This window comes from Streptomyces sp. NPDC058665 (assembly GCF_042714995.1).
Classification (GTDB): domain Bacteria; phylum Actinomycetota; class Actinomycetes; order Streptomycetales; family Streptomycetaceae; genus Streptomyces.
Map to the genome: position 1 here is coordinate 37969 of NZ_JBHXRX010000050.1, position 22651 is coordinate 60619.

Annotated in this window: 22 protein-coding genes and 2 tRNA genes; 16 read left to right on the forward strand and 8 right to left on the reverse strand. The window is 70.7% G+C overall.

Features of this window, described 5'->3' with window-relative positions:
* Positions 1-6 precede the first annotated feature (6 nt).
* Entirely contained in the window at positions 7-846 is an 840-nt protein-coding gene (locus tag ACFWV8_RS27760; protein ID WP_384209336.1) for a GNAT family N-acetyltransferase, read from the forward strand.
* Positions 847-883: 37 nt separating this feature from the next.
* Here the strand turns inward: ACFWV8_RS27760 and ACFWV8_RS27765 are convergent, their stop codons facing one another.
* Positions 884-1396, reverse strand: a complete 513-nt coding sequence (locus ACFWV8_RS27765) for a DsbA family protein (protein WP_329389842.1) — start codon at positions 1394-1396, stop codon at positions 884-886.
* Positions 1397-1568: 172 nt separating this feature from the next.
* Here ACFWV8_RS27765 and ACFWV8_RS27770 point away from each other — a divergent pair, with 172 nt between their 5' ends.
* Both ACFWV8_RS27770 and ACFWV8_RS27775 read left to right on the forward strand, forming a co-directional pair.
* Positions 1569-2030, forward strand: a complete 462-nt coding sequence (locus ACFWV8_RS27770) for a hypothetical protein (RefSeq protein WP_384209340.1) — start codon at positions 1569-1571, stop codon at positions 2028-2030.
* A gap of 128 nt (positions 2031-2158) precedes the next feature.
* Positions 2159-2311, forward strand: coding sequence for a hypothetical protein (locus ACFWV8_RS27775; RefSeq protein ID WP_189109258.1), 153 nt, complete (start codon positions 2159-2161; stop codon positions 2309-2311).
* Between the two features lie 3 nt (positions 2312-2314).
* Here the strand turns inward: ACFWV8_RS27775 and ACFWV8_RS27780 are convergent, their stop codons facing one another.
* Together ACFWV8_RS27780 and ACFWV8_RS27785 are read right to left on the reverse strand one after the other, a co-directional pair.
* Positions 2315-2872, reverse strand: coding sequence for a CGNR zinc finger domain-containing protein (locus ACFWV8_RS27780; RefSeq protein WP_384209344.1), 558 nt, complete (start codon positions 2870-2872; stop codon positions 2315-2317).
* A 386-nt stretch (positions 2873-3258) separates the two neighbouring features.
* Positions 3259-3672, reverse strand: coding sequence for an SsgA family sporulation/cell division regulator (locus tag ACFWV8_RS27785; RefSeq protein ID WP_384209347.1), 414 nt, complete (start codon positions 3670-3672; stop codon positions 3259-3261).
* A gap of 190 nt (positions 3673-3862) precedes the next feature.
* On the opposite strand from ACFWV8_RS27785, the gene ACFWV8_RS27790 reads away from it, so the two are divergent.
* Together ACFWV8_RS27790 and ACFWV8_RS27795 are read left to right on the forward strand one after the other, a co-directional pair.
* Entirely contained in the window at positions 3863-4321 is a 459-nt protein-coding gene (locus ACFWV8_RS27790) for a TIGR02611 family protein (protein WP_384209350.1), read from the forward strand.
* A gap of 54 nt (positions 4322-4375) precedes the next feature.
* A tRNA-Val gene (locus ACFWV8_RS27795) sits at positions 4376-4447 on the forward strand.
* A gap of 87 nt (positions 4448-4534) precedes the next feature.
* Here the strand turns inward: ACFWV8_RS27795 and ACFWV8_RS27800 are convergent.
* Positions 4535-6985, reverse strand: coding sequence for an SCO7613 C-terminal domain-containing membrane protein (locus tag ACFWV8_RS27800; RefSeq protein WP_384209353.1), 2451 nt, complete (start codon positions 6983-6985; stop codon positions 4535-4537).
* A gap of 114 nt (positions 6986-7099) precedes the next feature.
* On the opposite strand from ACFWV8_RS27800, the gene ACFWV8_RS27805 reads away from it, so the two are divergent.
* Positions 7100-7549 carry an SRPBCC family protein gene (locus tag ACFWV8_RS27805; RefSeq protein ID WP_384209356.1) on the forward strand — a complete coding sequence of 150 codons (450 nt, stop codon included), beginning with the start codon at positions 7100-7102 and terminating at the stop codon, positions 7547-7549.
* A gap of 209 nt (positions 7550-7758) precedes the next feature.
* A tRNA-Val gene (locus tag ACFWV8_RS27810) sits at positions 7759-7830 on the forward strand.
* Positions 7831-7930: 100 nt separating this feature from the next.
* Here the strand turns inward: ACFWV8_RS27810 and ACFWV8_RS27815 are convergent.
* Positions 7931-8656 carry an exonuclease domain-containing protein gene (locus ACFWV8_RS27815; RefSeq protein ID WP_384209359.1) on the reverse strand — a complete coding sequence of 242 codons (726 nt, stop codon included), beginning with the start codon at positions 8654-8656 and terminating at the stop codon, positions 7931-7933.
* A gap of 193 nt (positions 8657-8849) precedes the next feature.
* On the opposite strand from ACFWV8_RS27815, the gene thrS reads away from it, so the two are divergent.
* On the forward strand, positions 8850-10832 hold the full coding sequence (gene thrS, locus ACFWV8_RS27820) for a threonine--tRNA ligase (protein WP_384209366.1): 1983 nt from the start codon (positions 8850-8852) through the stop codon (positions 10830-10832).
* Positions 10833-11032: 200 nt separating this feature from the next.
* On the opposite strand, the gene ACFWV8_RS27825 is transcribed toward thrS, so the two are convergent.
* Positions 11033-11746: a potassium channel family protein gene (locus ACFWV8_RS27825; protein WP_384209371.1), complete on the reverse strand. Its 714-nt coding sequence runs from the start codon at positions 11744-11746 to the stop codon at positions 11033-11035.
* Positions 11747-11812: 66 nt separating this feature from the next.
* Between ACFWV8_RS27825 and ACFWV8_RS27830 the strand changes: the two genes are divergently transcribed.
* Positions 11813-12379, forward strand: a complete 567-nt coding sequence (locus tag ACFWV8_RS27830) for an HIT family protein (RefSeq protein WP_384209377.1) — start codon at positions 11813-11815, stop codon at positions 12377-12379.
* Positions 12380-12407: 28 nt separating this feature from the next.
* On the opposite strand, the gene ACFWV8_RS27835 is transcribed toward ACFWV8_RS27830, so the two are convergent.
* On the reverse strand, positions 12408-14063 hold the full coding sequence (locus ACFWV8_RS27835; protein WP_329389862.1) for a hypothetical protein: 1656 nt from the start codon (positions 14061-14063) through the stop codon (positions 12408-12410).
* 169 nt (positions 14064-14232) lie between these two features.
* Positions 14233-16446 (reverse strand): elongation factor G-like protein EF-G2, encoded by a 2214-nt coding sequence (locus tag ACFWV8_RS27840; protein WP_384209387.1) that lies wholly within the window; start codon positions 16444-16446, stop codon positions 14233-14235.
* A 207-nt stretch (positions 16447-16653) separates the two neighbouring features.
* Here ACFWV8_RS27840 and pgsA point away from each other — a divergent pair, with 207 nt between their 5' ends.
* The 7 genes from pgsA (at position 16654) to ACFWV8_RS27875 (ending at position 22574) form a co-directional block, all read left to right on the forward strand.
* A complete protein-coding gene (pgsA, locus tag ACFWV8_RS27845) occupies positions 16654-17364 on the forward strand; it encodes a phosphatidylinositol phosphate synthase (protein WP_329389866.1) in 711 nt (236 codons plus the stop codon).
* A complete protein-coding gene (locus ACFWV8_RS27850; protein ID WP_384209397.1) occupies positions 17361-18332 on the forward strand; it encodes a phosphatidylinositol mannoside acyltransferase in 972 nt (323 codons plus the stop codon). Before pgsA ends, ACFWV8_RS27850 begins: the two co-directional genes overlap by 4 nt.
* Positions 18329-19492: a glycosyltransferase family 4 protein gene (locus tag ACFWV8_RS27855; protein WP_384209404.1), complete on the forward strand. Its 1164-nt coding sequence runs from the start codon at positions 18329-18331 to the stop codon at positions 19490-19492. Before ACFWV8_RS27850 ends, ACFWV8_RS27855 begins: the two co-directional genes overlap by 4 nt.
* Before the next feature lie 83 nt (positions 19493-19575).
* Positions 19576-20118 (forward strand): hypothetical protein, encoded by a 543-nt coding sequence (locus tag ACFWV8_RS27860; protein WP_329389872.1) that lies wholly within the window; start codon positions 19576-19578, stop codon positions 20116-20118.
* 131 nt (positions 20119-20249) lie between these two features.
* Complete coding sequence (gene pdxS / locus ACFWV8_RS27865; RefSeq protein ID WP_384209408.1) at positions 20250-21164, forward strand: pyridoxal 5'-phosphate synthase lyase subunit PdxS; 915 nt, start codon at positions 20250-20252, stop codon at positions 21162-21164.
* Entirely contained in the window at positions 21154-21759 is a 606-nt protein-coding gene (pdxT, locus tag ACFWV8_RS27870) for a pyridoxal 5'-phosphate synthase glutaminase subunit PdxT (RefSeq protein WP_329389877.1), read from the forward strand. Before pdxS ends, pdxT begins: the two co-directional genes overlap by 11 nt.
* 62 nt (positions 21760-21821) lie before the next feature.
* Positions 21822-22574, forward strand: a complete 753-nt coding sequence (locus ACFWV8_RS27875) for a YebC/PmpR family DNA-binding transcriptional regulator (RefSeq protein WP_329389879.1) — start codon at positions 21822-21824, stop codon at positions 22572-22574.
* Positions 22575-22651: the final 77 nt, after the last annotated feature.

The following is a 22651-nucleotide window of genomic DNA, read 5'->3' on the forward strand; positions in this document are numbered from 1 at the left end:
CCCCTGATGACCACGACTCTGCGGCCGACCGGGCCGCTTCAGCAGACCGATGACGGCATGAAGTCACGCAGCTACGAGGTGTGTGACAACAGCCGTCCCGTCGGCGTGATCGAACTCGCCATGGACGGTGCCTTCGGCACCCCGGCCGGTGTTCTGCGCCAACTGCGGATCGACGAGGGCGACCGGCGCCGCGGTCGCGGCACGATCGCCGCGCTGGCCGCCGAGGAGGTGCTCCGCGGCTGGGGCTGCGGCCAGGTGGTCGCCTCCGTCCCGGCCGAGGCCGACGGCCTGCTGCCGCTGCTGGCGAACCTGGGCCACACGGAGCGCAGCCGGAACATGCTCAAGGACCTCGGCCAGGAGCCCCCGGCCCTGCCGCCAGGACTGGTCGGCAGACCGATGGACGAGAAGGAGTACGAGACCTGGCAGGAGCATTCGTTCGACGGCTTCCGCCAGAGCTGGATCGACCGCGGCCTGCCACCGTCCCAGGCCCAGGCCAAGGCGGAGTCCAGCCGCCACCACCTCCTGCCCGCCGGCCTGTCCACCCCGGCCACCTCGATCGAGGTCCTGGTCCACGACGGAGCCGTGGTCGGCGACATCTGGGTAGGCAGCCGCGAGATCGACCCCGGGGTGGTCATCCCCTACGTATTCGCGGTGGAGGTCCCCGACACCCTGCGCGGCAACGGCTACGGCCGCGCCCTGATGCTCCAGGCGGAACGAATCGCCCACGACAGGGGCACGCCCACGGTGGGCCTGCACGTCTTCGCGGGAAACACCCCGGCGATCGGCCTCTACGAGTCCCTGGGGTACGTCACCACGCACCACAACATGTTCAAACCACTGCTCTGAACGCCAACCTGCGACACCCGCTTCAGGAGAGCGGGTGTCATTCCTTCGCGAGCAGGCGGTCCGCGATTTCCTCGATGCGTTCGCGGAGTCCTTCCTGGCTCTTGCCGCCGTCGAGGCGTTCGCCGCCGATCACGTACGTGGGGGTGCCCGTCACACCGATCGCCTTGCCCTCGGCCTGGTCCGCGTCGACGATCAGGGTGTGGCGGCCGTCGATCAGTGCGGTGTCGAACTCCTCGTCGTCCAGGCGCAGTTCGCGGGCGATCTCGACCAGCAGCGGCTCGCCCCGGGTGGCCAGTTCCTGGTGGCGGGCCAGGACCGCCTCGGCGTAGGGCCAGCCCTGGCCCTGTTCCACCGCCTCCTCGGCCGCCTGGGCCGCGGCGAACGCGTGGCGGTGCTTCTCCAGGGGGAAGTGCCGCAGGCGGATGTCCAGCCGGTCGCCGTAGCGCGCACGCAGCGCGTGCAGGTCCGCGAGGGCGGTGTGGCAGTCGGCGCACTCCAGCTCGCACCAGACGTCGAGCTGGACGGGGCCGGCGATGGGGGAGTCACTCATGTGGCCAGTCTTCCAGGTCCCGGTGCCCGCTCCCGACCGGGACCTGGGGAGGAGGCGGATCCCGGAGATCTCCCTGAGGTGGCTCCGCACCGTGGCCCGTACCCCGTCGGGGGGTGCAGGATGGAAGGGAGCCGACCACGACCCACGACGGCCCGAACGCCTGGAGGACCGGATGATTGCCGAGACCATTTGTTCCGCGGTGTCCGCTGCCGGCCTCGGCATCGCGGCGATCACCGCCTACCGCAAGCGTTTCCTGGCGGCGACCAGGATCGCGGCGTACTCGCTGGTGCCCGTCGCGCTCGTGATGACCGGGGTGGTCCAGTGGCTCGCCGACAAGGCGTTCAGCCCGACCGCCTGGGTGGGTGTCGGACTCCTCGGATTCTCGTGGCTGCTGTTCGTGACGACACGGATGGTGGAGCGGCGCGCCGGTGTCGGCAGCCGTAGGGAACGCAAGGCCGCGGCCAGGGCGGCGCAGCGTGACGCGGTAGCGCCCGCGGCGTCCGCGCCCTCGCTCGGCGCGTCCACCGCCCCTGCGGCGGAGCCGCGGCCGGCCAAGGCGAAGAAGTCCGGCGGCACCGATCCCGGTGACGACTTCAGCGATGTCGAGGCCATCCTCAAGAAGCACGGCATCTGACCGGAAGCCCTTCCGGCGGCCCGACCGTCTCAGAGGTTGGACGTTTACCGGGAATCTGACGAACTCGCCTCACCGGGACGCGTGTTGGTTGTCCGGCTGACCTTCGGCTGCGTCATGATCACCCCGCGATGCTCGATACCTCACGGGGCCGAACCCCCGCACCCACCGAAGAGCCGCGCGGTTGCCTCTTCGCGCTCTCCCAGCCGCCGTTGATGATCTTTCTGACGGTGATCGGCACCCTGCTGCTGATGGCGGCGATCCATGATCTGTTCCTGCTGTGACGCTCAGCCGGCCGCTTCTTTGCGGCGTGCGCGGTAGGCCGCCACATGCAGCCTGTTGCCGCAGGTGCGGCTGTCGCAGTAACGGCGGGAGCGGTTGCGCGACAGGTCGACGAAGGCGTGCCCGCAGTCCGGCGCCTCGCAGCGCCGCAGCCGCTCCTGTTCGCCCGCCACCACGATGAACGCGAGCGCCATGCCGCAGTCGGCGGCCAGATGGTCGGCCATCGACGCGTCCGGCGCGAAGTAGTGCACGTGCCAGTCGTAGCCGTCGTGGTCCGTCAGCTGCGGGGTCGTCCCTGCGGCGGCCACCAGCTCGTTGAGCAGCCGGGACGCCTGGCGGGGACCGTCCGCCGCGAAGACCTCGGTGAAGCGCGCACGTACGTCGTGTACGGCCCGCAGATCACGGGGGCCGAGGTCACCGACGCCGCTCATCCGATGGGCCTGTGCGAAGCCGTACAGGGCCTCGACATCGGCGAGCCCGTCCGTGCCGTCGGCCTCGGGGACGGTGTTCACGAGACTGACGACGGTCTCAAGGGCGTTGCGGGTGTCGTGAGGGACCTGCACGATTCGCTCCCGGGCCTGCCGCGGGCCGGTGCCCGCGGGGTTCCGCAGATCCTAGGCCGTGTCTTCGAAGTAGCGTCGTCCGCCTGCAAGGCGGGGCCTGCGGCGTCTGGTGCGGTGCATCGCAAGGCGGAGGATGGTGCTCGTACTGGGCGTACTCGCACGACTCCGACAACGCGGCGAGGTGCCGTGCCAGGCGTCGCGGGCCAGGCGGGACTTTGAAGACACGGCCTTGGCCCAGGTCCTGTCCGGCGGTTCCGGGCCGGAGCGCGGCGACGCCGTCGCCGCGGTGGATTCCGCGGCGACGGCGTCGTCGTTCGCCCGTATTCGGTTGTCCGCGCGGCGCCGTCTCCCCGAGTCGGACGGCGCCGAGCAGCTGTCGGCCTGGCTCAGCTGTCCGCCAGGATGTGAGACAACTCGGTGTCGAGGTCGAAGTGGCGATGCTCGGTGCCGGGTGGCACCGCGGCATCGGTTCGCTTGAGGAAGGATTCCAGGGCTCGCGCCGGGGCCTCCAGCAGGGCTTCTCCTTCAGGGGAGCTGAGTGCGATGCAGACGACTCCCTGGCCCTGGCTGCGGGAGGGCCAGACTCGGACGTCGCCGGTGCCGGTGGGCCGGTACAGCCCCTCGGCCAGAAGGTCGCGGGCGAACACCCACTCGACCGTCTCCTCGGCTCCGGTGTGGAAGGTGGCGTGCACGGCATAGGGATCGGCCGTGTCATACCGCAGGCCCGCGGGTACAGGCAGTGAGGACTCGCTCGATACAACGAGGCGCAGGTGCAGCTCGCAGCTGACCGTGGTGTTCATAAGCGCCAGGGCCTTTCGCTCAGTGTGCGCTCGGGGATTCGCACGTCGGCGAAATCGACATGCCACCTACGGTGCCGTTGTAAACCCCTCTGTCTGTTTTGTGATCCTTCAGGTAGCTCGTACAGCGGTGCCTAACTTCGACTTATGCCGCCATTCCGGTGACGACTCGGCGTCCGGTAGGTTGGGAGTCATGCATGCGGAGAGTGACGAGCGGGGGGATGTCGTCGTACCGACGACAGTGAAATCCACGGGGGAATTGACCGAGGAGCCGCCGGAGCGAGTGCTTGGCTCCCGCGCTCCGGGCTTTATCAAGGGTTCGAAGACGCTCCATATGAGCTGGCAGGTCGGCGTATTCGTCGTCGGGCTCGCGGTGGTCGGCGTGGGTGTCGTGCTGCTGCCGCTGCCCGGTCCCGGGTGGCTCATAATCTTCGGCGGTATGGCGATCTGGGCGACCGAATTCGTCTGGGCACAACTGGTGCTCAGATGGACGCGGCGCAAGGTCACCGAGGCGGCGCAGAAAGCGCTCGATCCCAAGGTGCGCCGGCGCAACATCATCCTGACGACCGTCGGTCTGGTGATCATGGCCGTACTGGCCGGCATTTACCTGTGGAAGTTCGGATTCGTCATGCCCTGGAAGATCGACCAGTGACCTGGAAGCGGTCCGGGGGAGGCACTGGCATGGGGTAATGTTTGCCCTGCGTCCGGGCGATTAGCTCAGTGGGAGAGCGCTTCGTTCACACCGAAGAGGTCACTGGTTCGAACCCAGTATCGCCCACCCGGATCCGATGCCCCGGAGACTTCACCGTCTCCGGGGCATCGGCCGTTTCCGTATCTGCTCCGGGCCCTGACCGGTCGCCCGCCCTCAGCGCATCCGGCCCAGCGACCGCCGCAGCCGTCTGGCGTCGTGCAGGCGCCGTTCGTACGTCGCGCCCAGCGCCAGGAGCAGCAGTCCGGCGAGCGCGGGCGGCAGCCAGCGGGGCAGGGCGCCGACGGCCTGGACGACGTAGGGCGCCAGCTCGTGCAGCGTGTCCAGGGCGAGCACGCCGCCGCCGATGACCAGCAGCGCCTGGAGCCTCAGCCGGGCGCCGACGAGGGTGACCGCGAGCGCGGCGACGCCCAGCGCCAGCGGGCGGAGCCAGTGCGTGTCGCCCCAGGCGGCGGCGAGGCTCGGCAGGAGCGTCGCCGCGAGGCCGGGGCCGTACGCCGTCCAGGACGACGCCTCCAGGTCGCCCCGGCGCCGCAGGAAGCCCACGACGAGCGCGGGGACGGTCGCCGGGAGGGTGTACGCCTCGGGGGTCGACACGTCGGAGGCGTACAGCCGCACCCACGTGGCCAGCACGAACAGCGCCGCCGCGAGATACCCGGCCGCCGGGCGGCGGTCCGGGCGCAGCGCGGTGCCCGCGGCCACGACCCCGCAGAGGGCGAGCACGAGGGCGGTGGTCTCCGGGTGGCCGGTGGCGAGGACGACCGCGAGGGGACCGGCCCCGGCCGACGTCAGCTCCATCGGCAGGGCCACCGGACGCCCGCGCAGGCGCGCGGCGAGCAGCGCGACAGCGGCGGGCACGGCGAGGACGACCAGCGCGGTGCGCTCGCGCGGCAGCCCGGCGGACGCGGAGAGCGCGCACAGCAGCGCGACGGCCGTCGCGACGGCGACGCAGGCGAGGAGCGCCTGGAAGGACCGCGCCGGGAAGGCGGCGCGGGCGGTGGCGGTGCCGGTGTCCTTGTCGGCTTCGGTCACGGCCGGGTTCAGAGCCACCGCGCCACCGCAGAGCAGGGCGAGCAGCACCCCGAGGGTGATCAGCGTGGCCGGCTCCGTGGCCAGGGCCAGCAGCGAGACACTCGCCGCGCCGGTCAGTGCGCAGACCACGGCCGTCGTCGGGACCGCCGACCGCGCGGCCTGCGGACGCGGGCGCACCGCGAGCCCCAACGCGCCCGCCGTCAGCGCGAGATGAGTCGCCACCGCCGCCGCGTACCCGAGGTCCAGCGCCCCGGGAAGCACCAGCAGCGCGGCCCAGGCGAGCGCCGTCGCACCGCCGAGCGCGGCGGGTCGTACGGAGGCGGGCAGATGGCGGTACGCGACGGCGAGGAGGCCGGCGGCGATCAGCAGCACCAGCGGCGCCGTGGCCATCGCGGACCACCCCGGATCCGTTCCGAGCGTCTGTCGCGCGCTGCCCGGCGAGCCCGACCAGATGCCCTCCGCCAGGGACGCCGGGCCGAGCACCGTCAAGGCCACCGATGGCAGCGTCCACAGGACGGCACCGGCCACGACAGTTCCGGCCGCGGCGCACAGCCCGCGCACCGCCATGCGGGGCAGCGGAGCCCGTACGGCCGTCAACAGGGCCGCGCCGCACAGCAGATACCCGACGACGGCCCAGCCGAGCGGCACGGAGGGGCGCGGCAGACCGCCCGTCGCGGCGACGGCGGCCAGACCGGCCACCAGGCCACCGGCGAACGAGACATCCGGCACGCGCACGGCGGCGAAGAGACCCAGACCGGCCCCGGCGAGCAGCAGCAGGCCGGGCCGGGCGGCGTCGAGCGGGGTGTCGGCGGTCACCGAGAGCGCGACCGCCATCAGCAGCGCCCAGCCGCCGGTCACCCACGCGGTGACGCCCGCGATCGACCTGGCGGGCGAGGGTTTGGTCCACAGCACGACCGCCACGTCGGCGGCGGCGGTCGCCAGCAGCGCCCACGCGAGGGTGAGTTCGCTCGCGCCGGCGGCCAGCGCCCAGAGCGGCAGGGGGAGTTGGGCGGTGAGGACCGCGGCGGGCAGCGGCGTACGCAGCCCGTCGGCCAGCAGTCCGTACGCCGCCCAGAGCGCGGCCAGTACAGCGCACGCGGTGGCCGTGTAGCCGAGGGGATCCGCGTCGGGCATCGCGGCGCGGTTCAGCGCGTAGGCGTCGAGGACCGTCAGGACCAGCGCCAGCGCGCCGACGGCTTCGGCGGTCGCGGCCAGGGAGCGGCGCAGCAGAAGGGCCGGGGTGACGAGCGCGGCCAGGGTGACGGTGCCCAGCACGACGGACCGGCCGCCGATACCCATCGAGCCCCAGCTGACCACGGTGAAGGCGACGGCCGCGACGGTCAGCAGGACACCGCCCAGGGCGAGCAGCGCGTTCTGCACGCTCGGCGGGGACGTCTCGGGCGTCCGGGCGGCGGGCCGCGCCGCCGGGACCGGCCGTGCCGGTGGTGCCACCGCTGTCAGCAGCGTCAGCAGATAGGACCTGCGGGCGAGCAACTGCGCTCTGCGTGCCTCGATTCGGGCCAGCTCGCGATCGAGGACCGCGAGTTCCTCGGCCGGTCGCGGAAGGTTCTCCATGGCCTGGAGTGTGGTCCGGGCCACAGCACGGGCCATCGGCTCTCGTACTCAGATACGTGTCTGAGTACCCGTCCGGGAGCGCGCACCTGACCCCCGGGCGCGCACACTTGGCGCATGGACTGGCATCACTACCGCTTCCGCAGCGTCTGGGATCTCGACGCCGCCCCGGACACCGTGTTCGGCGTGCTGGAACGGGCCGGTGAGTATCCCGACTGGTGGCCCCAGGTCCGGGAGGTGATCCCCGTCGACGAGCGCGGCGGGACGGCCCGGTTCCGGTCGCTGATTCCGTACGACCTCTTCGTCCACGCCCGCGAGAGCAGGAACGACCCGCGTGCCCGCGTCCTCGAAATCGCGATGACGGGCGATCTCGAAGGCTGGGCGCGCTGGACCCTGAGCGCACGGGGCAGCGGCACCCGCGCCCTGTACGAGCAGGAGGTCGACGTCAACAAGCCGCTGCTGCGGCGCCTCGCCGTGCCCGGCCGGCCCTTCTTCCTCGCCAATCACGCGCTGATGATGCGGGCGGGGCGGCGGGGGCTGCGGAAGGTCCTCAGGGCTGTCCTGTAATCCCCGGCGGGCGCGCGACGACAGCTACGGCACCTCGCCGCGTTGTCGGATCGCCCGAATACGCCCAGTATGAGGACGACCCTCCGCCTTGCGATGCACCGCATCCGACGCCGCGCGCTGATCCACCGGGGATTACGGGACAGCCCTTGGCGGGCCGTCATACCGTTTGAACGAAACCCGGCGAGACCTGTATGGTTCAGTCCGTTCCCGGGCGATTAGCTCAGTGGGAGAGCGCTTCGTTCACACCGAAGAGGTCACTGGTTCGAACCCAGTATCGCCCACCGGGAAAGGCCGGTCCGTCGCTGACGGACCGGCCTCGCTGTTGTCGGACGTGCCTCGGACCCGCCCCGGCACCCGCCCCCCGCGCGGACCCCCGAACGGTCAGGCCACCACCGGTATTTGGGGCCGCAGCGGCCACGCCGGGCCGGCTGCCGCACGTGAACCGCCCCGCGCGAACCACTCCGGCCGGCCGCGTGACTGCGCCGCGTGCCAGGAGGCCTGCCGGGCGTGCAACTGGGCCGCGGTGAGCTGCTGTGTCGTCGTGGCGAACCGGCGCCCCACCGACCGGACCACCTCCAGCGCCGCCACCGCGTCGGCCGCGGCGTCGTGCGAACCGTCCAGCATCACCCCGTACAGCGAACAGAGGTCGATCAGCCGCCGCCGGCCCTTGCGGAACGGATCGAGATGCCGGTCGAGCACGCCCGGGTCCAGGACGCAGAACGGCGCGTTCTCCAGATACCGCGCCATGGACGAGCCGCGGTGGCGCCGCATCTCGCGGTCGAGCAGTGTCAGACCGAACGGCGCGTTCATCACCACCAGCGGCCGGCCCGCCATGCACTGCTCGGCGAGTCCCCGCCCGACCTCCTCGATCACCGGAGCCGGCCAGCGGCCCGTGCGCTGGACCAACGCGTCGGTGAGCCCGTGCACTTCGGTCGCCTCGACCGGCACCGGGATCCCCGGGTTGACCAGCCAGCGGGTGACCCGGGCCCGGGAGCCCGATATGTCCTGGACGACGAGGGCGGCCGAGACGATCCGGTCCTCCTCGGCGTCGGTGCCCGTCGTCTCGATGTCGAATGCGGCCAGGGGGCCCTCGTACCAGTGCGTCATCCCCGAACTCCTCGCGCACGCGTGGCAGATGGCATCCGGCCGACCGCCCGAATCGGTCATACCCGCACCCTTTGCGGCGTACGCCGGAGATGGCGGCACAATTGAAGCGTTTAGCGAGTGACCCCTCGGGCTCGGTACGATTCCCGTCGCGTACGGAAACGAGCCTGCGCACCCCGTGAGTCAGGAGAGACCGGTGTCAGATGTCCGCGTGACCATCGAACGCGATTCCGAGCGGGAAGAGCGCGTGGTGACGACGGGCACTACGGCGGCCGACCTCTTCCCCGGCGAGCGCACCGTGGTCGCCGCCCGGGTGGGCGGCGAGCTGAAGGACCTTTCCTGCGAGGTCGCCGACGGCGAGACCGTCGAGCCCGTGGAGATCTCCTCCGAGGACGGCCTGAACATCCTGCGCCACTCCACCGCGCATGTCATGGCGCAGGCCGTGCAGGAGCTGTTCCCCGAGGCCAAGCTGGGTATCGGTCCGCCGATCAAGGACGGCTTCTACTACGACTTCGATGTCGCCGAGCCCTTCACCCCCGACGACATCAAGGCCGTCGAGAAGAAGATGCAGGAGATCCAGAAGCGCGGCCAGCGGTTCTCCCGGCGGGTCACCACCGACGAGGACGCGCGCGTGGAGCTGGCCGGCGAGCCGTACAAGATCGAGCTGATCGGGCTCAAGGGCAAGGCCGCGGACGCCGCCGAGGGCGCGTCCGCCGAGGTCGGCGCCGGTGAGCTGACGATCTACGACAACCTCGACGCCAAGACCGGTGAGCTGTGCTGGAAGGACCTGTGCCGGGGCCCGCACCTGCCCACCACCCGTAACATCCCGGCCTTCAAGCTGATGCGCTCCGCCGCCGCCTACTGGCGCGGCAGCGAGAAGAACCCGCAGCTCCAGCGGATCTACGGCACCGCGTGGCCGTCCAAGGAAGAGCTCAAGGCCCACCTCGACTTCCTCGCCGAGGCCGAGCGCCGCGACCACCGCAGGCTGGGCAGTGAGCTGGACCTGTTCTCCTTCCCCGACGAGCTGGGCTCCGGTCTCGCGGTCTTCCACCCCAAGGGCGGGGTGATCCGCAAGGAGATGGAGCAGTACTCACGCCACCGTCACGAGGTGTCCGGGTACGAGTTCGTCAACACCCCGCACATCTCGAAGAAGAAGCTCTTCGAGACCTCCGGGCACCTGCCGCACTACGCGGACGGCATGTTCCCGCCCATGGAGTTCGACGGCCAGGACTACTACCTCAAGGCCATGAACTGCCCGATGCACAATCTGATCTTCAAGGCGCGCGGGCGGTCCTACCGCGAGCTGCCGCTGCGCCTGTTCGAGTTCGGCACGGTCTACCGCTACGAGAAGTCCGGTGTCGTGCACGGCCTCACCCGCTCCCGCGGCTTCACCCAGGACGACGCGCACATCTACTGCACCAAGGAGGAGATGCCGCAGGAGCTGGACTCCCTGCTCACCTTCGTCCTGGAGCTGCTGCGCGACTACGGCCTGTCCGAGTTCGAGCTCGAACTGTCCACCCGGGACCCGGATTCGGACAAGTTCATGGGCGAGGACGCGGAGTGGGAGGAGGCCACGGCGGCGCTCCAGCAGGCAGCGGACAAGCAGGGGCTGCCGCTCGTCCCCGACCCGGGCGGCGCCGCGTACTACGGGCCCAAGATCTCCGTCCAGGCCAAGGACGCCATCGGCAGGTCCTGGCAGATGTCGACCATCCAGGTCGACTTCCAGCAGCCGAAGCGGTTCGAGCTGGAGTACACCGCGTCCGACGGCACCAAGCAGCAGCCGGTCATGATCCACCGGGCGCTCTTCGGCTCGATCGAGCGTTTCTTCGCCGTGCTCCTGGAGCACTACGCGGGCGCGTTCCCGGCCTGGCTGGCGCCCGTCCAGGCGGTCGGCATCCCGGTCGGCGACGCGCATGTGCCCTACCTCCAGGAGTTCGCCGAGCGGGCGAAGGCCAAGGGGCTGCGCGTCGAGGTGGACGCGTCGGCGGACCGCATGCAGAAGAAGATCCGCAACCACCAGAAGGCCAAGACGCCGTTCATGATCATCGTTGGTGACGAGGACGTCGCCAACGGCGCGGTGTCCTTCCGCTACCGGGACGGCACGCAGAAGAACGGCATCCCGGCCGACGAGGCGCTCGCGGAGCTGCTGGACGTCGTGGAGCGCCGCGTACAGGTCTGAGACGACGCGGCGGGACCGCTAGGTCCTGTCCGGTGGATCTTCGCGGATAGCCCGGGGCGTCTGGTGCGGTGCATCGCAAGGCGCCGAAGTGCCCGCAGGGTGGTTTCCTGTGGGCATTTCGGCAACGCGGCGAGGTGCCGTGCCGGGCGTTCCGGGCCCTTGAAGATCCACCGGACAGGGCCTAGGGCCTCCGGGAGACATCAGCCCTCCGGAGGCCGTTCAGCGCCCTCTCCCCGGCCCCCCGGGGGGCCCTGGTCCGCCGTCCTCGCCAGGTCCTCCCGGCCGAAGACCTGGATCAGCCACGACGAGAACGAACCCGTCACCGCCCCCAGCAGCGCCAGACCGCAGACCATCAGAAAGACCGCGAACAGCCGGCCCAGCGGCGTCACCGGGGTGACATCGCCGTACCCGACCGTGGTGATCGCCGAGCAGGCCCACCACACCGAGTCCCCGAAGGTCCGGATGGTGGCCCCGGGCGCACCGCGCTCCTGCTGGTAGACCGCGAGCGCGCAGGCGAAGCTGAGCAGCACGGCCGTCACACCCGCGTACGACATCACCCGCCCGTACAGGCTCAGCCGCGGCTGGTCACGGCGGCGCTGGAGCGTCACGTACGTGCTCACGATCCGCACCGGGCGCAGCAGCGGCAGCAGAAGGACGACCGTGTCGAGCCAGTGCTTCGTGACGAAGCGGGCACCCTGGCCGCTCAGCACCAGACGTACCGCGTAGTCACCCGCGAACAGCGCCCAGACGGCGAACAGGACACTCAGCGCGACATCGCCGAGGAGCGGATCGCGGCTGTGGTTCAGCACCAGCACCGCGTAACAGGCGAGGAAGAGCAGCGAGGCGATGAGCAGGGGCAGTTCGGCGCGCCGCTCCCAGTCACGCAGGCGGTTCGCTCGGTTCCGGACATGCATCGCGCCAGCATGGCCGCAGTGTGTACGGGGCAGGCCCGGCGACACGCGTCACCGGGCCGAAGTCATATGCTGCACAGCATGACGAGTGAGCCGGAGCAGCAGATCGGAGTGGGCAGCCCGGACGCGTTCCAGCGCCTGTGGACGCCCCACCGGATGGCCTACATCCAGGGCGAGAACAAGCCCACCGGCCCGGACGCCGGCGAGGGCTGTCCCTTCTGCTCCATCCCGCTCAAGTCGGACGAGGACGGGCTCGTCATCGCCCGCGGCGAGTCGGTCTACGCGGTGCTGAACCTGTATCCGTACAACGGCGGCCATCTCCTGGTCGTACCGTTCCGGCACGTCGCCGACTACACGGAGCTCGACGACGCCGAGACCGCCGAACTGGCCCTCTTCACCAAGCAGGCGATGACCGCGCTGCGTACGGCCTCCGGGGCGCACGGCTTCAACATCGGTATGAACCAGGGCACTGTGGCCGGCGCCGGCATCGCCGCCCATCTGCACCAGCACGTCGTGCCCCGCTGGGGCGGCGACGCCAACTTCATGCCGGTCATCGCCCGCACCCGGGTGCTGCCCCAACTCCTCGCCGACACCCGGGTGATGCTCGCCGACGCGTGGCCGAAGGGCGACGCGTAGGGCCTGTCGCTCCGATCAGGCCCCCTCACTACGCGTCGTACACGTCGGCCTTCTTCGGTGTCGGGTCCTGGACCGCGCCGCTGAGGGACGAGGAGCGGCTGCCGAAGCGCGCGGTGTCCACGCCGTTCTCGTCCAGCACGCGCAGGGCCGCCGCGTGCGCCACCCGCAGCACCGGCGTCGCCGCGCGCATCGCGTCGTCGGCCATGAAGCGGTGGCGCCACGGCTTGTCCGCCCAGACGTGCCGCAGACCGAACGGCTCGGGCAGCGACAGCTTTCCGCCGAGGAAGTCGAGGATCGGCGGATACCAGGTGAACGGGGCGCGCACCGCCAGCCGCACCGCCTCCTTCGCCTCCACCAGCGGCAGGTTGCGCGTCCTGGTCTCCCAGAAGCGGACCGTCTTGGCCGTCGTGACCGTCTTGGGCGAGGGCTTCGAGAAGAAGATGCCGTTCACCGGCCCCAGCGCGTGACCCGTCACCTCGATACGCAGTGTCTCGTGCAGGACCGTCACCGTGATCATCATCGTGATGACCAACTGGCCGTCCCACAGCACGAACTGCACGCCCAGATAGTGCCGGTCACCCGCGCCGAACTGCTGGTGGTTGCAGATCCGCTGTATCTCGTGCGGCTTGACCTGGTACGTCTCGACGTCCTGGCCCTCCGGCCTGCTGACCGATCCGGCGTTCTCGGCGACCGGCCGAACGATCCAGTGCTTCACCTCGGGCTTGGGAAAACCACCGGAGTTGAGCGGGCCGCGCTCCAGCATCTTCAGCTGGTCGTGCATCGCCCGTATCACGTCGTAACTGCGGAACTGGTGGATCTCCTTGCCGGCCTCTTTAGGAACCAGGTCCTCCGCGAGCGTCCAGCTGCCCCACCGGGTGCCCATACCCAATATGCCCTTGGGACCGGCGTAGAAGACCGCGTTGGAACGCTGTTCGGCCGTCAGCTTCTCAAGACCGTGGCGCAGTTCCTCCCGCGCGGTCTCGTCGGGATGCCCCGGCACCGCCTCGGGCACCTTGGCGCCGAGGCCGCCGCCCGACAGGAGATCGCTCCAGCGGGCCCGCAGGTCCTTGGCCGTCGTCTCGCAGATCCGCTTGGCGAGCAGCCACCCGATGACGGGCGCCACGATCACACCGCGCAGATACCAGCCGAGGAAGCCCGTGAACGGCAGCGCGATCAGAAAGACCACGGCCAGCGCGGCGACACCGAACAGCAGCGCGCCGCCGATCGCACCGGCGTTCTTGTCCTTCGACCCCGCCAGCGTCCTGCGCAGCTGGAAGACGCCGATCCACAGCAGCATCCCCGGCAGGAACAGCAGGCCGAACACGACGGCCACCACGGTGAGCCGGGTGTCACGCTCCTTACGGATGCGGATCGCCGCCAGACAGTGCTCGACCACCGCCTGCGGTTCCGTACCGAAGGACTGGATCAGCGCGGCACGGCCGCCACCCAGCATCCGCGTCTGCACCGCGCGCGAGAACGCCTCACCCAGATTCGGCTCGAAGAGCGACACCTTGCCCTTCTTCACCGTCGACTTGTGCCACTCGCTGTCGGCCTTGAGGATCTCCTCGACGGAGCTGTCGCGATACGCCGCCGAGGCAAGGGCATGCGTCGCCGCCGTCTGCCCCGCCGACCCCTGGAGCGGAACCTGAGCCCCCGGAGAGAAATCGAATCCGTCCTGCGCCACTGTCCGCCCCCATCGCCGCGAGCATCCGCTGCTGCGCCCTTTTCCCAACTACCGTGCCCCGCACACCTGCTGAGCTGGGGCGCACCACAGCGTAACCCGGGGCACACACCCCGCGTCAGGGCGAAACAGGTCCCGGCACCGCGCGGCTCCCGTCTCCCGGGCGCCGCCCTCAGGCCATCACCTCGGCGGCGGCGCTCTCCCGGATCCGGTCGGCCACCTGGGCCGGCATCGCCTCGTGCCGGGCGTACGAGCGGCTGAACCGGCCCGTGCCGTGCGAGACCGACCGCAGATCGATCGCGTACCGGCCGATCTCGATCTCCGGCACCTCCGCCCGTACGACCGTCCGTCCCGTCCCCGCCTGATCGGTGCCGACCACCCGGCCGCGCCGCCCCGACAGATCGCTCATCACGGGGCCCACGTACTCGTCGGGGACCACGACCTCCACGGTGGCGACCGGCTCTAGCAGTTCGATACGCGCCTGCCCGGACGCCTCACGCAGCGCGAGCGCGCCCGCGGTCTGGAAGGCGCCGTCCGAGGAGTCCACCGAGTGCGACTTCCCGTCCACCAGCGTCACCCGCACATCGACCAGCGGATGCCCGGCGGCCACACCGCGCGCCGCCTGCGCCCGGACGCCCTTCTCCACGGCGGGGATGAACTGCCGCGGCACCGCGCCCCCCACGACCCGGTCGACGAACTCGACGCCGGAGCCGACAGGCAGCGGCTCGACCTCGATCTCGCAGATCGCGAACTGGCCGTGCCCGCCCGACTGTTTGACGAGCCGGCCACGCCCCGACGCGGGCTCGCCGAAGGTCTCCCTGAGCGAGACCTTGTGCGGTACGACGTCCACCTGGACGCCGTACCGGTTGCGCAGCCGCTCCAGGGCCACGTTCATGTGTGCCTCGCCGAGGCACCAGAGGACCACCTGACGGGTGGCGGGGTTCTGCTCCAGGCGCATCGTCGGATCCTCGGCCGCGAGCCGCGCGAGACCCTGCGAGAGCTTGTCCTCGTCCGACGTGCTGTGCGCCTCCACGGCGAGCGGCAGCAGCGGATCGGGCATCGTCCAGGGCCGCATCAGCAGCGGGTCGTCCGTGGCGGAGAGCGTGTCGCCCGTCTCGGCGTGCGACAGCTTCGCCACACACGCCAGATCGCCCGCGATACAGCTGTCCAGGATCCGCTGCCGCTTGCCGAAGGGCGCCGACAGGGCGCCGATCCGCTCGTCCACGTCGTGGTCCTCGTGGCCGCGGTCGGTGAGCCCGTGGCCGGAGACATGCACCGTCTCGTCGGGCCGCAGCGTGCCGGAGAAGACCCGGACCAGGGAGAGCCGGCCCACGTACGGGTCGGACGCCGTCTTGACCACCTCGGCGACCAGCGGGCCGCCCGGGTCGCAGCTCGGGCGCGGGCGCGCCGATCCGCGCGGTGTCGTCACCTCGGGCGCCCGGCGCTCCAGCGGGGTGGGGAAACCGCGTGTGATCAGTTCGAGCAGCTCGACCGTACCGAGGCCCTGGCGCGCCCCGTCGGCGGCCGGCGCCGCCGCGAGGACGGGGTGGAAGACACCGCGGGCGACAGCCTTCTCCAGATCGTCCACGAGCGTGCGCTCGTCGATCTCGGCGCCGTCCAGATAGCGCTCCATCAGGGTCTCGTCCTCGCTCTCGGCGATGATCCCCTCGATCAGCCGGTCCCGGGCACCGTCGATGAGCGGCAGCCGGCCCGGGTCGGGCGCCAGCACCTCGCGGGCGCCGGACGAGTAGTCGTAGATCTTCCGTGTGAGGAGTCCGGTGAGCCCGGTGACCGGCGCGTGCCCGTCGGGGCCCTCGGCGCCGTACACGGGGAGATACAGGGGCAGGACGGCGTCGGGGTCGGCACCGCCGAAGATCCCGCCGCAGACCCGCGTCAGCTCGTCGAAGCCCGTGCGCGCGGTCTCCAGATGCGTCACGACGATCGCGCGCGGCATGCCGACGGCGGCGCACTCCTCCCACATCGCGCGGGTGGAGCCCGGCACCGCCTCCGCCTCCTGGGCGGCGGACACAACGAAAAGGGCCGCGTCCGCGGCGCGCAGACCGGCCCTGAGTTCCCCGACGAAATCCGCGTAGCCGGGGGTGTCCAGCAGATTGATCTTGCACCCTCCCCACTCCAGTGGGACGAGGGACAGCTGTACGGAACGCTGCTGCCGGTGCTCGATCTCGTCGTAGTCCGAGACGGTGCCGCCGTCCTCCACGCGGCCCGCCCGGGTGAGAGCCCCGGCGGTCAGCGCCAGGGCCTCGACAAGAGTCGTCTTGCCGGATCCGCTGTGGCCGACCAGCACCACGTTCCGTACGGAGGAGGGCCGGCCGGCCGTCGGCGCCCTGCCGGCGGCCCCGGGATGTTCGTTCGACTTGTCGCCCATGATCATGCCTCCCGATCGATCGCACGGTGAGGAGTCGGGCGCGGGCGTGGGGGCCGCGCGTGGCAGCTCCAGCGATGCCCACGGTGGTCCTTCGAGCTTTCCACTCGCGTCGGCCCGCGTCCATACGTCGGTCACCAAGTCGGGCGGGACCGCCCGTTCCGCCCGAGCTTGGCTCCCCGGCGGTGGAGCGCCGCCGTCCTGGCTACGATGGGCCAGCCGGTGGCCGATGGGGCCGCCTGCCCAACGACCGTCGGGAAGGCCATGCTGAACAAGTACGCGCGTGCATTCTTTACGCGTGTCCTCACCCCGTTCGCCGCGTTTCTGCTCCGCCGGGGGGTGAGTCCCGACGCTGTGACGCTCATCGGTACCGCGGGAGTGATGGCGGGAGCGCTGTTCTTCTTCCCCCGCGGAGAGTTCTTCTGGGGCACGATCGTCATCACGCTCTTCGTCTTCTCCGACCTCATCGACGGCAACATGGCGCGGCAGGCCGGGATCTCCAGCCGGTGGGGGGCCTTCCTCGACTCCACGCTCGACCGGGTCGCCGATGGCGCGGTCTTCGGCGGATTCGCGCTCTGGTACGCGGGGACGGGCGACAACAACGTGCTGTGCGCCGTGTCGATCTTCTGTCTGACGAGCGGCCAGGTCGTCTCGTACACGAAGGCCCGCGGTGAATCCATAGGGCTGCCGGTGGCCGTCAACGGGCTGATCGAGCGCGCCGAGCGCCTCGTCATCTCGCTGGTGGCGGCGGGGCTCGCCGGCATGCACAAGTTCGGGGTGCCCGGTATCGACATCCTGCTGCCGATCGCGCTGTGGGTGGTGGCCGCCGGCAGTCTGGTGACACTCGGTCAGCGAGTGGTGACCGTACGGCGCGAGTCCGCCGAGGCGGACGCGGCCAGGGCCGGCGGGTCGGCCTCATGAGCGGCGGGCGGGACCGGCTGGTCGACGCCCTGTACGGGCTCGGCTGGAGCACCGTCAAGATGCTCCCCGAACCGGTGGCCGTCGCACTCGGCAGGACCATCGCCGACACCGTGTGGAGACGGCGCGGCTCGAACGTGCTGCGGCTCGAATCGAATCTGGCGCGCGTGGTGTCGGACGCGAGCCCCGAGCGTCTCGCGGAGCTCTCGAAGGCCGGCATGCGCTCGTACATGCGGTATTGGATGGAGTCGTTCCGGCTGCCGGTCTGGAGCGCGGAGCGGGTGCGGGACAGCGTCGAGATCAAGGACATCCACCTGCTGACGGAGGGTCTGGAGAGCGGACGGGGCGTCGTGTTGGCCCTGCCGCATCTGGCCAACTGGGATCTGGCCGGCGCCTGGCTGACCCGGGGGATGGGCGTTCCGTTCACCACCGTCGTGGAACGGCTCAAGCCCGAATCGCTCTTCGACCGTTTTGTCGAATACCGCGAGAGCCTCGGTATGGAGGTGCTGCCGCACACCGGGGGCACCGCCTTCGGGACGCTCGCCCGACGGCTGCGGTCCGGCGGCCTTGTGTGCCTGGTGGCCGACCGGGATCTGTCCGCGTCGGGCGTCGAGGTGACGTTCTTCGGGGAGAAGACCCGGATGCCGGCCGGGCCCGCGATGCTCGCGCAGCAGACCGGGGCACTGCTGTTTCCGGTCTCGCTCCACTTCGACGGGCCGAAACTCATGCGGGGACGGGTGTATCCGGCCGTCGAGGTGCCGGAGACAGGTAAACGTGCCGAGAAGTCGTCTGTGATGACACAGGCCGTGGCGGACAAGTTCGCCGCCGGCATCGCGGAGCACCCGGAGGACTGGCACATGCTGCAACGTCTCTGGCTCGCCGACCTCGAACCACGGCACGGGACGGACGGCGGGACCGGCTCCGGTTCCGGTTCCGGCGGAAGCCCCGAGAAGGTCGGTGGGGCCGGGTGAAGATCGGCATCGTCTGCCCGTACTCCTGGGACGTGCCGGGCGGAGTGCAGTTCCATATCAGGGATCTCGCGGACCATCTGATCCGGCTGGGCCACGAGGTCTCGGTGCTCGCGCCCGCCGACGACGAGACACCGCTCCCGCCGTTCGTGGTCTCCGCCGGGCGGGCCGTTCCCGTGCCGTACAACGGCTCCGTCGCCCGGCTGAACTTCGGCTTCCTGGCCGCGGCCCGGGTACGGCGCTGGCTGCACGACGGCACCTTCGACGTCATCCACATCCACGAACCCACCGCGCCCTCGCTCGGGCTGCTCACCTGCTGGGCGGCGCAGGGGCCGATCGTCGCGACGTTCCACACGTCGAACCCGCGCTCGCGGGTGATGCTCGCCGCGTACCCGATCCTCCAGCCGGCGCTGGAGAAGATAAGCGCACGGATCGCGGTCAGCGAGTACGCCCGGCGCACGCTGGTCGAGCATCTGGGCGGCGACGCCGTCGTCATCCCCAACGGGGTCGACGTCGACTTCTTCGCCAGGGCCGGGATCAACCCTCAGTGGCAGGGCGGCACGATCGGCTTCGTCGGGCGCATCGACGAGCCGCGCAAGGGGCTGCCCGTCCTGATGAAGGCCCTGCCGCGGATTCTCGAAGCCTTCCCGGACACGAGGCTGCTCGTCGCCGGGCGCGGCGACGAGAAGGAAGCGGTGGAGTCGCTTCCCCAGGAGATGCGCGGCAGCGTCGAATTCCTCGGCATGGTGAGCGACGAGGACAAGGCGCGGCTGCTGCGCAGCGTCGACCTGTACGTGGCGCCCAACACCGGGGGTGAGAGCTTCGGCATCATCCTGGTCGAGGCGCTGTCGGCTGGTGCCGCGGTGCTGGCGAGCGACCTGGACGCGTTCGCGCAGGTCCTGGACCAGGGTGCGGCCGGGGAACTGTTCGCCAACGAGGACGCGGACGCGCTGGCGGAGGCGGCCGTACGGCTGCTTGGGGACTCGCCGCGCCGCAAGGAGCTGGGCGAGCGCGGCAGCGCGCATGTGCGGCGCTTCGACTGGTCGACGGTGGGGGCGGACATCCTCGCGGTCTACGAGACGGTGACGGACGGCGCGGCGTCGGTGGCCACGGACGAACGGGTCGGCCTCCGCGCCCGCTTCGGGCTGGCGGCGCGGGACTAGGGGCACCGGGGGGGGCGGGCCGTGGCGCCCGGATTCGGGACGGGGTGGTGGAAGAGGCCCCGGCCACAAGTAGCCTGCCGTGCGTGACCGAAACCCTGATCTGGATCTTCGCCGGGCTCTTGGCGATCGGCCTGTACCTCAGCTGGACCGCCGGCCGCCTCGACCGGCTGCACGCGCGGATCGACGCGTCACGGGCCTCCCTCGACGCCCAGCTGCTGCGCCGCGCCTCGGTCGCCCAGGAGCTGGCCACCGCGGGCCTCCTCGATCCCGCGGCCTCGATCGTGCTCTACCAGGGCGCGCACGCCGCCCGTCAGGCCGAGGACGAGCAGCGTGAAGTGGCCGAGAGCGAGCTGAGCGAGGCGCTGCGGGCCGTCTTCGGAGAGCCCGCGCAGGTCGAGACGGTACGGGCGGCTCCGGGCGGCGACGAGGCCGCCGACGAGCTGGCCGCCGCCGTACGCCTCGTCCCCATGACCCGGCGCTTCCACAACGACTCCGTACGGGCGGCCCGCGCGCTGCGCCGGCACCGTACGGTCCGCTGGTTCCGGCTCGCCGGGCACGCGCCGTTCCCGCTCGCCTTCGAGATGGACGACGAGCCGCCGGTGGCCCTCGCGAACCGTCCCGCGTAGCGGGAGCCGGGGGAGGGGGCCGCGAGAACGATCCACAGGCCTTCCATTGGCCCTTGCTGTGGACTGGTCCGGAGAGGTTTGCTTCGCCTCGTCAACCGCTCCCGTCCCGTCCAACCAGTGAGGTCGTTCCCGTGTCCAGCACGCTTTCCACCACCAGCCAGACCCCCGAGACCGGCACCGCGCGCGTGAAGCGTGGCATGGCCGAGCAGCTCAAGGGCGGCGTGATCATGGATGTGGTCACCCCCGACCAGGCCAAGATCGCCGAGGACGCCGGCGCGGTCGCCGTGATGGCGCTGGAGCGTGTGCCCGCCGACATCCGTAAGGACGGCGGCGTCGCGCGGATGTCCGACCCCGACATGATCGAGGGCATCATCGAGGCCGTCTCGATCCCGGTGATGGCCAAGTCCCGCATCGGCCACTTCGTGGAGGCCCAGGTCCTGCAGTCCCTCGGCGTCGACTACATCGACGAGTCCGAGGTCCTCACCCCGGCCGACGAGGTCAACCACTCCGACAAGTGGGCCTTCACCACGCCGTTCGTCTGCGGCGCCACCAACCTGGGCGAGGCCCTGCGCCGTATCGGCGAGGGCGCGGCCATGATCCGCTCCAAGGGCGAGGCCGGCACCGGCAACGTCGTCGAGGCGGTCCGTCATCTGCGCCAGATCAAGAACGAGATCGCCCGGCTGCGCGGCTACGACAACAACGAGCTGTACGCCGCCGCGAAGGAGCTCCGCGCCCCGTACGAGATCGTCAAGGAGGTCGCCGAGCTGGGCAAGCTGCCCGTCGTGCTCTTCTCCGCCGGCGGCGTGGCCACCCCGGCGGACGCCGCCCTGATGCGCCAGCTCGGCGCGGAGGGCGTCTTCGTCGGCTCCGGCATCTTCAAGTCCGGCGACCCCGCCAAGCGCGCCGCCGCCATCGTCCAGGCCACCACCTTCTACGACGACCCCAAGATCGTCGCGGACGCCTCCCGCAACCTCGGCGAGGCCATGGTCGGCATTAACATCGACACCCTGCCCGCGTCCGAGCACTACGCGAACCGTGGCTGGTGACCAGGACGCCGCGCGCGGCCCGCTGATTGGCGTCCTGGCCCTCCAGGGCGACGTACGGGAGCACCTGGCCGCCCTGGCGGCGGCCGGTGCCGTGCCCACGACCGTACGGCGTCCGGACGAACTGGCCGCCGTCGACGGACTGGTGATCCCCGGCGGCGAGTCGACGACCATGTCCAAACTGGCCGTCCTCTTCGGGATGCTGGAGCCGCTGCGTGAGCGTGTACGCGAAGGGATGCCCGTCTACGGCACCTGCGCCGGCCTGATCCTGCTCGCCGAGAAGATCCTCGACCCGCGCTCCGGGCAGGAGACCGTCGGCGGCATCGACATGATCGTCCGCAGGAACGCCTTCGGGCGGCAGAACGAGTCCTTCGAGGCGGCCGTCGACGTCGCCGGTGTGGGACCGGTGGACGGGGTCTTCATCCGGGCCCCGTGGGTCGAGTCGGTGGGCGCCGACGTGCGGGTGCTGGCCGAGCACGAGGGGCATGTCGTCGCCGTACGGCAGGGCAACGCCCTCGCGACGGCGTTCCACCCCGAACTCACCGGCGACCACCGGCTGCACGGCTTCTTCACGGAGATGGTGCGCTCCGCGGGGTGAAGGGATCCCGGTAGGATCTCTGCCGAACGGAGCAGGATTGGTTACGCGAAGGAGACAGGCAGATGTCCGGCCACTCTAAATGGGCTACGACGAAGCACAAGAAGGCCGTGATCGATGCCAAGCGCGGCAAGCTCTTCGCGAAGCTGATCAAGAACATCGAGGTCGCGGCCCGCACCGGGGGCGCCGATGTCGACGGCAACCCGACCCTTTTCGACGCCATCCAGAAGGCGAAGAAGAGCTCGGTGCCGAACAAGAACATCGACTCGGCCGTCAAGCGCGGTGCCGGCCTGGAGGCCGGTGGCGCCGACTACGAGACGATCATGTACGAGGGTTACGGGCCCAACGGTGTCGCCGTGCTCATCGAGTGTCTGACCGACAACCGCAACCGTGCCGCCTCCGACGTCCGCGTCGCGATGACCCGCAACGGCGGTTCGATGGCCGACCCCGGCTCCGTGTCGTACCTGTTCCACCGCAAGGGCGTCGTGATCGTCCCCAAGGGCGAGCTGGGCGAGGACGACGTCCTCGGCGCGGTCCTCGACGCGGGCGCCGAGGAGGTCAACGACCTGGGCGAGTCCTTCGAGGTGCTCAGCGAGGCGACCGACCTGGTCGAGGTCCGCACGGCGCTCCAGCAGGCCGGCATCGACTACGACTCCGCCGACACCAACTTCGTGCCGACCATGCAGGTCGAGCTGGACGAGGACGGCGCACGGAAGATCTTCAAGCTGATCGACGCGCTGGAGGACAGCGACGACGTGCAGAACGTCTTCGCCAACTTCGACGTCTCGGACGAGGTCATGGAGAAGGTCGACGCCTGACCGGCGGGCGCGCCGGCGCGCGTCGCCGGCGTCAACTCGGCTGTACGCGGCGGGCCGACGGGGACACACCCCCCGTC

Excerpts from the sequence above, each read along its gene's own strand:
- ACFWV8_RS27760 (WP_384209336.1), top strand. The coding sequence starts at position 7 with ATGACCACGACTCTGCGGCCGACCGGGCCGCTTCAGCAGACCGATGAC.
- ACFWV8_RS27765 (WP_329389842.1), bottom strand. The coding sequence starts at position 1,396 with ATGAGTGACTCCCCCATCGCCGGCCCCGTCCAGCTCGACGTCTGGTGC.
- ACFWV8_RS27770 (WP_384209340.1), top strand. The coding sequence starts at position 1,569 with ATGATTGCCGAGACCATTTGTTCCGCGGTGTCCGCTGCCGGCCTCGGC.
- ACFWV8_RS27775 (WP_189109258.1), top strand. The coding sequence starts at position 2,159 with ATGCTCGATACCTCACGGGGCCGAACCCCCGCACCCACCGAAGAGCCG.
- ACFWV8_RS27785 (WP_384209347.1), bottom strand. The coding sequence starts at position 3,672 with ATGAACACCACGGTCAGCTGCGAGCTGCACCTGCGCCTCGTTGTATCG.
- ACFWV8_RS27790 (WP_384209350.1), top strand. The coding sequence starts at position 3,863 with ATGCATGCGGAGAGTGACGAGCGGGGGGATGTCGTCGTACCGACGACA.
- ACFWV8_RS27800 (WP_384209353.1), bottom strand. The coding sequence starts at position 6,985 with ATGGAGAACCTTCCGCGACCGGCCGAGGAACTCGCGGTCCTCGATCGC.
- ACFWV8_RS27805 (WP_384209356.1), top strand. The coding sequence starts at position 7,100 with ATGGACTGGCATCACTACCGCTTCCGCAGCGTCTGGGATCTCGACGCC.
- ACFWV8_RS27815 (WP_384209359.1), bottom strand. The coding sequence starts at position 8,656 with ATGACGCACTGGTACGAGGGCCCCCTGGCCGCATTCGACATCGAGACG.
- ACFWV8_RS27825 (WP_384209371.1), bottom strand. The coding sequence starts at position 11,746 with ATGCATGTCCGGAACCGAGCGAACCGCCTGCGTGACTGGGAGCGGCGC.
- ACFWV8_RS27830 (WP_384209377.1), top strand. The coding sequence starts at position 11,813 with ATGCTGCACAGCATGACGAGTGAGCCGGAGCAGCAGATCGGAGTGGGC.
- ACFWV8_RS27840 (WP_384209387.1), bottom strand. The coding sequence starts at position 16,446 with ATGGGCGACAAGTCGAACGAACATCCCGGGGCCGCCGGCAGGGCGCCG.
- pgsA (WP_329389866.1), top strand. The coding sequence starts at position 16,654 with ATGGGCCAGCCGGTGGCCGATGGGGCCGCCTGCCCAACGACCGTCGGG.
- ACFWV8_RS27850 (WP_384209397.1), top strand. The coding sequence starts at position 17,361 with ATGAGCGGCGGGCGGGACCGGCTGGTCGACGCCCTGTACGGGCTCGGC.
- ACFWV8_RS27875 (WP_329389879.1), top strand. The coding sequence starts at position 21,822 with ATGTCCGGCCACTCTAAATGGGCTACGACGAAGCACAAGAAGGCCGTG.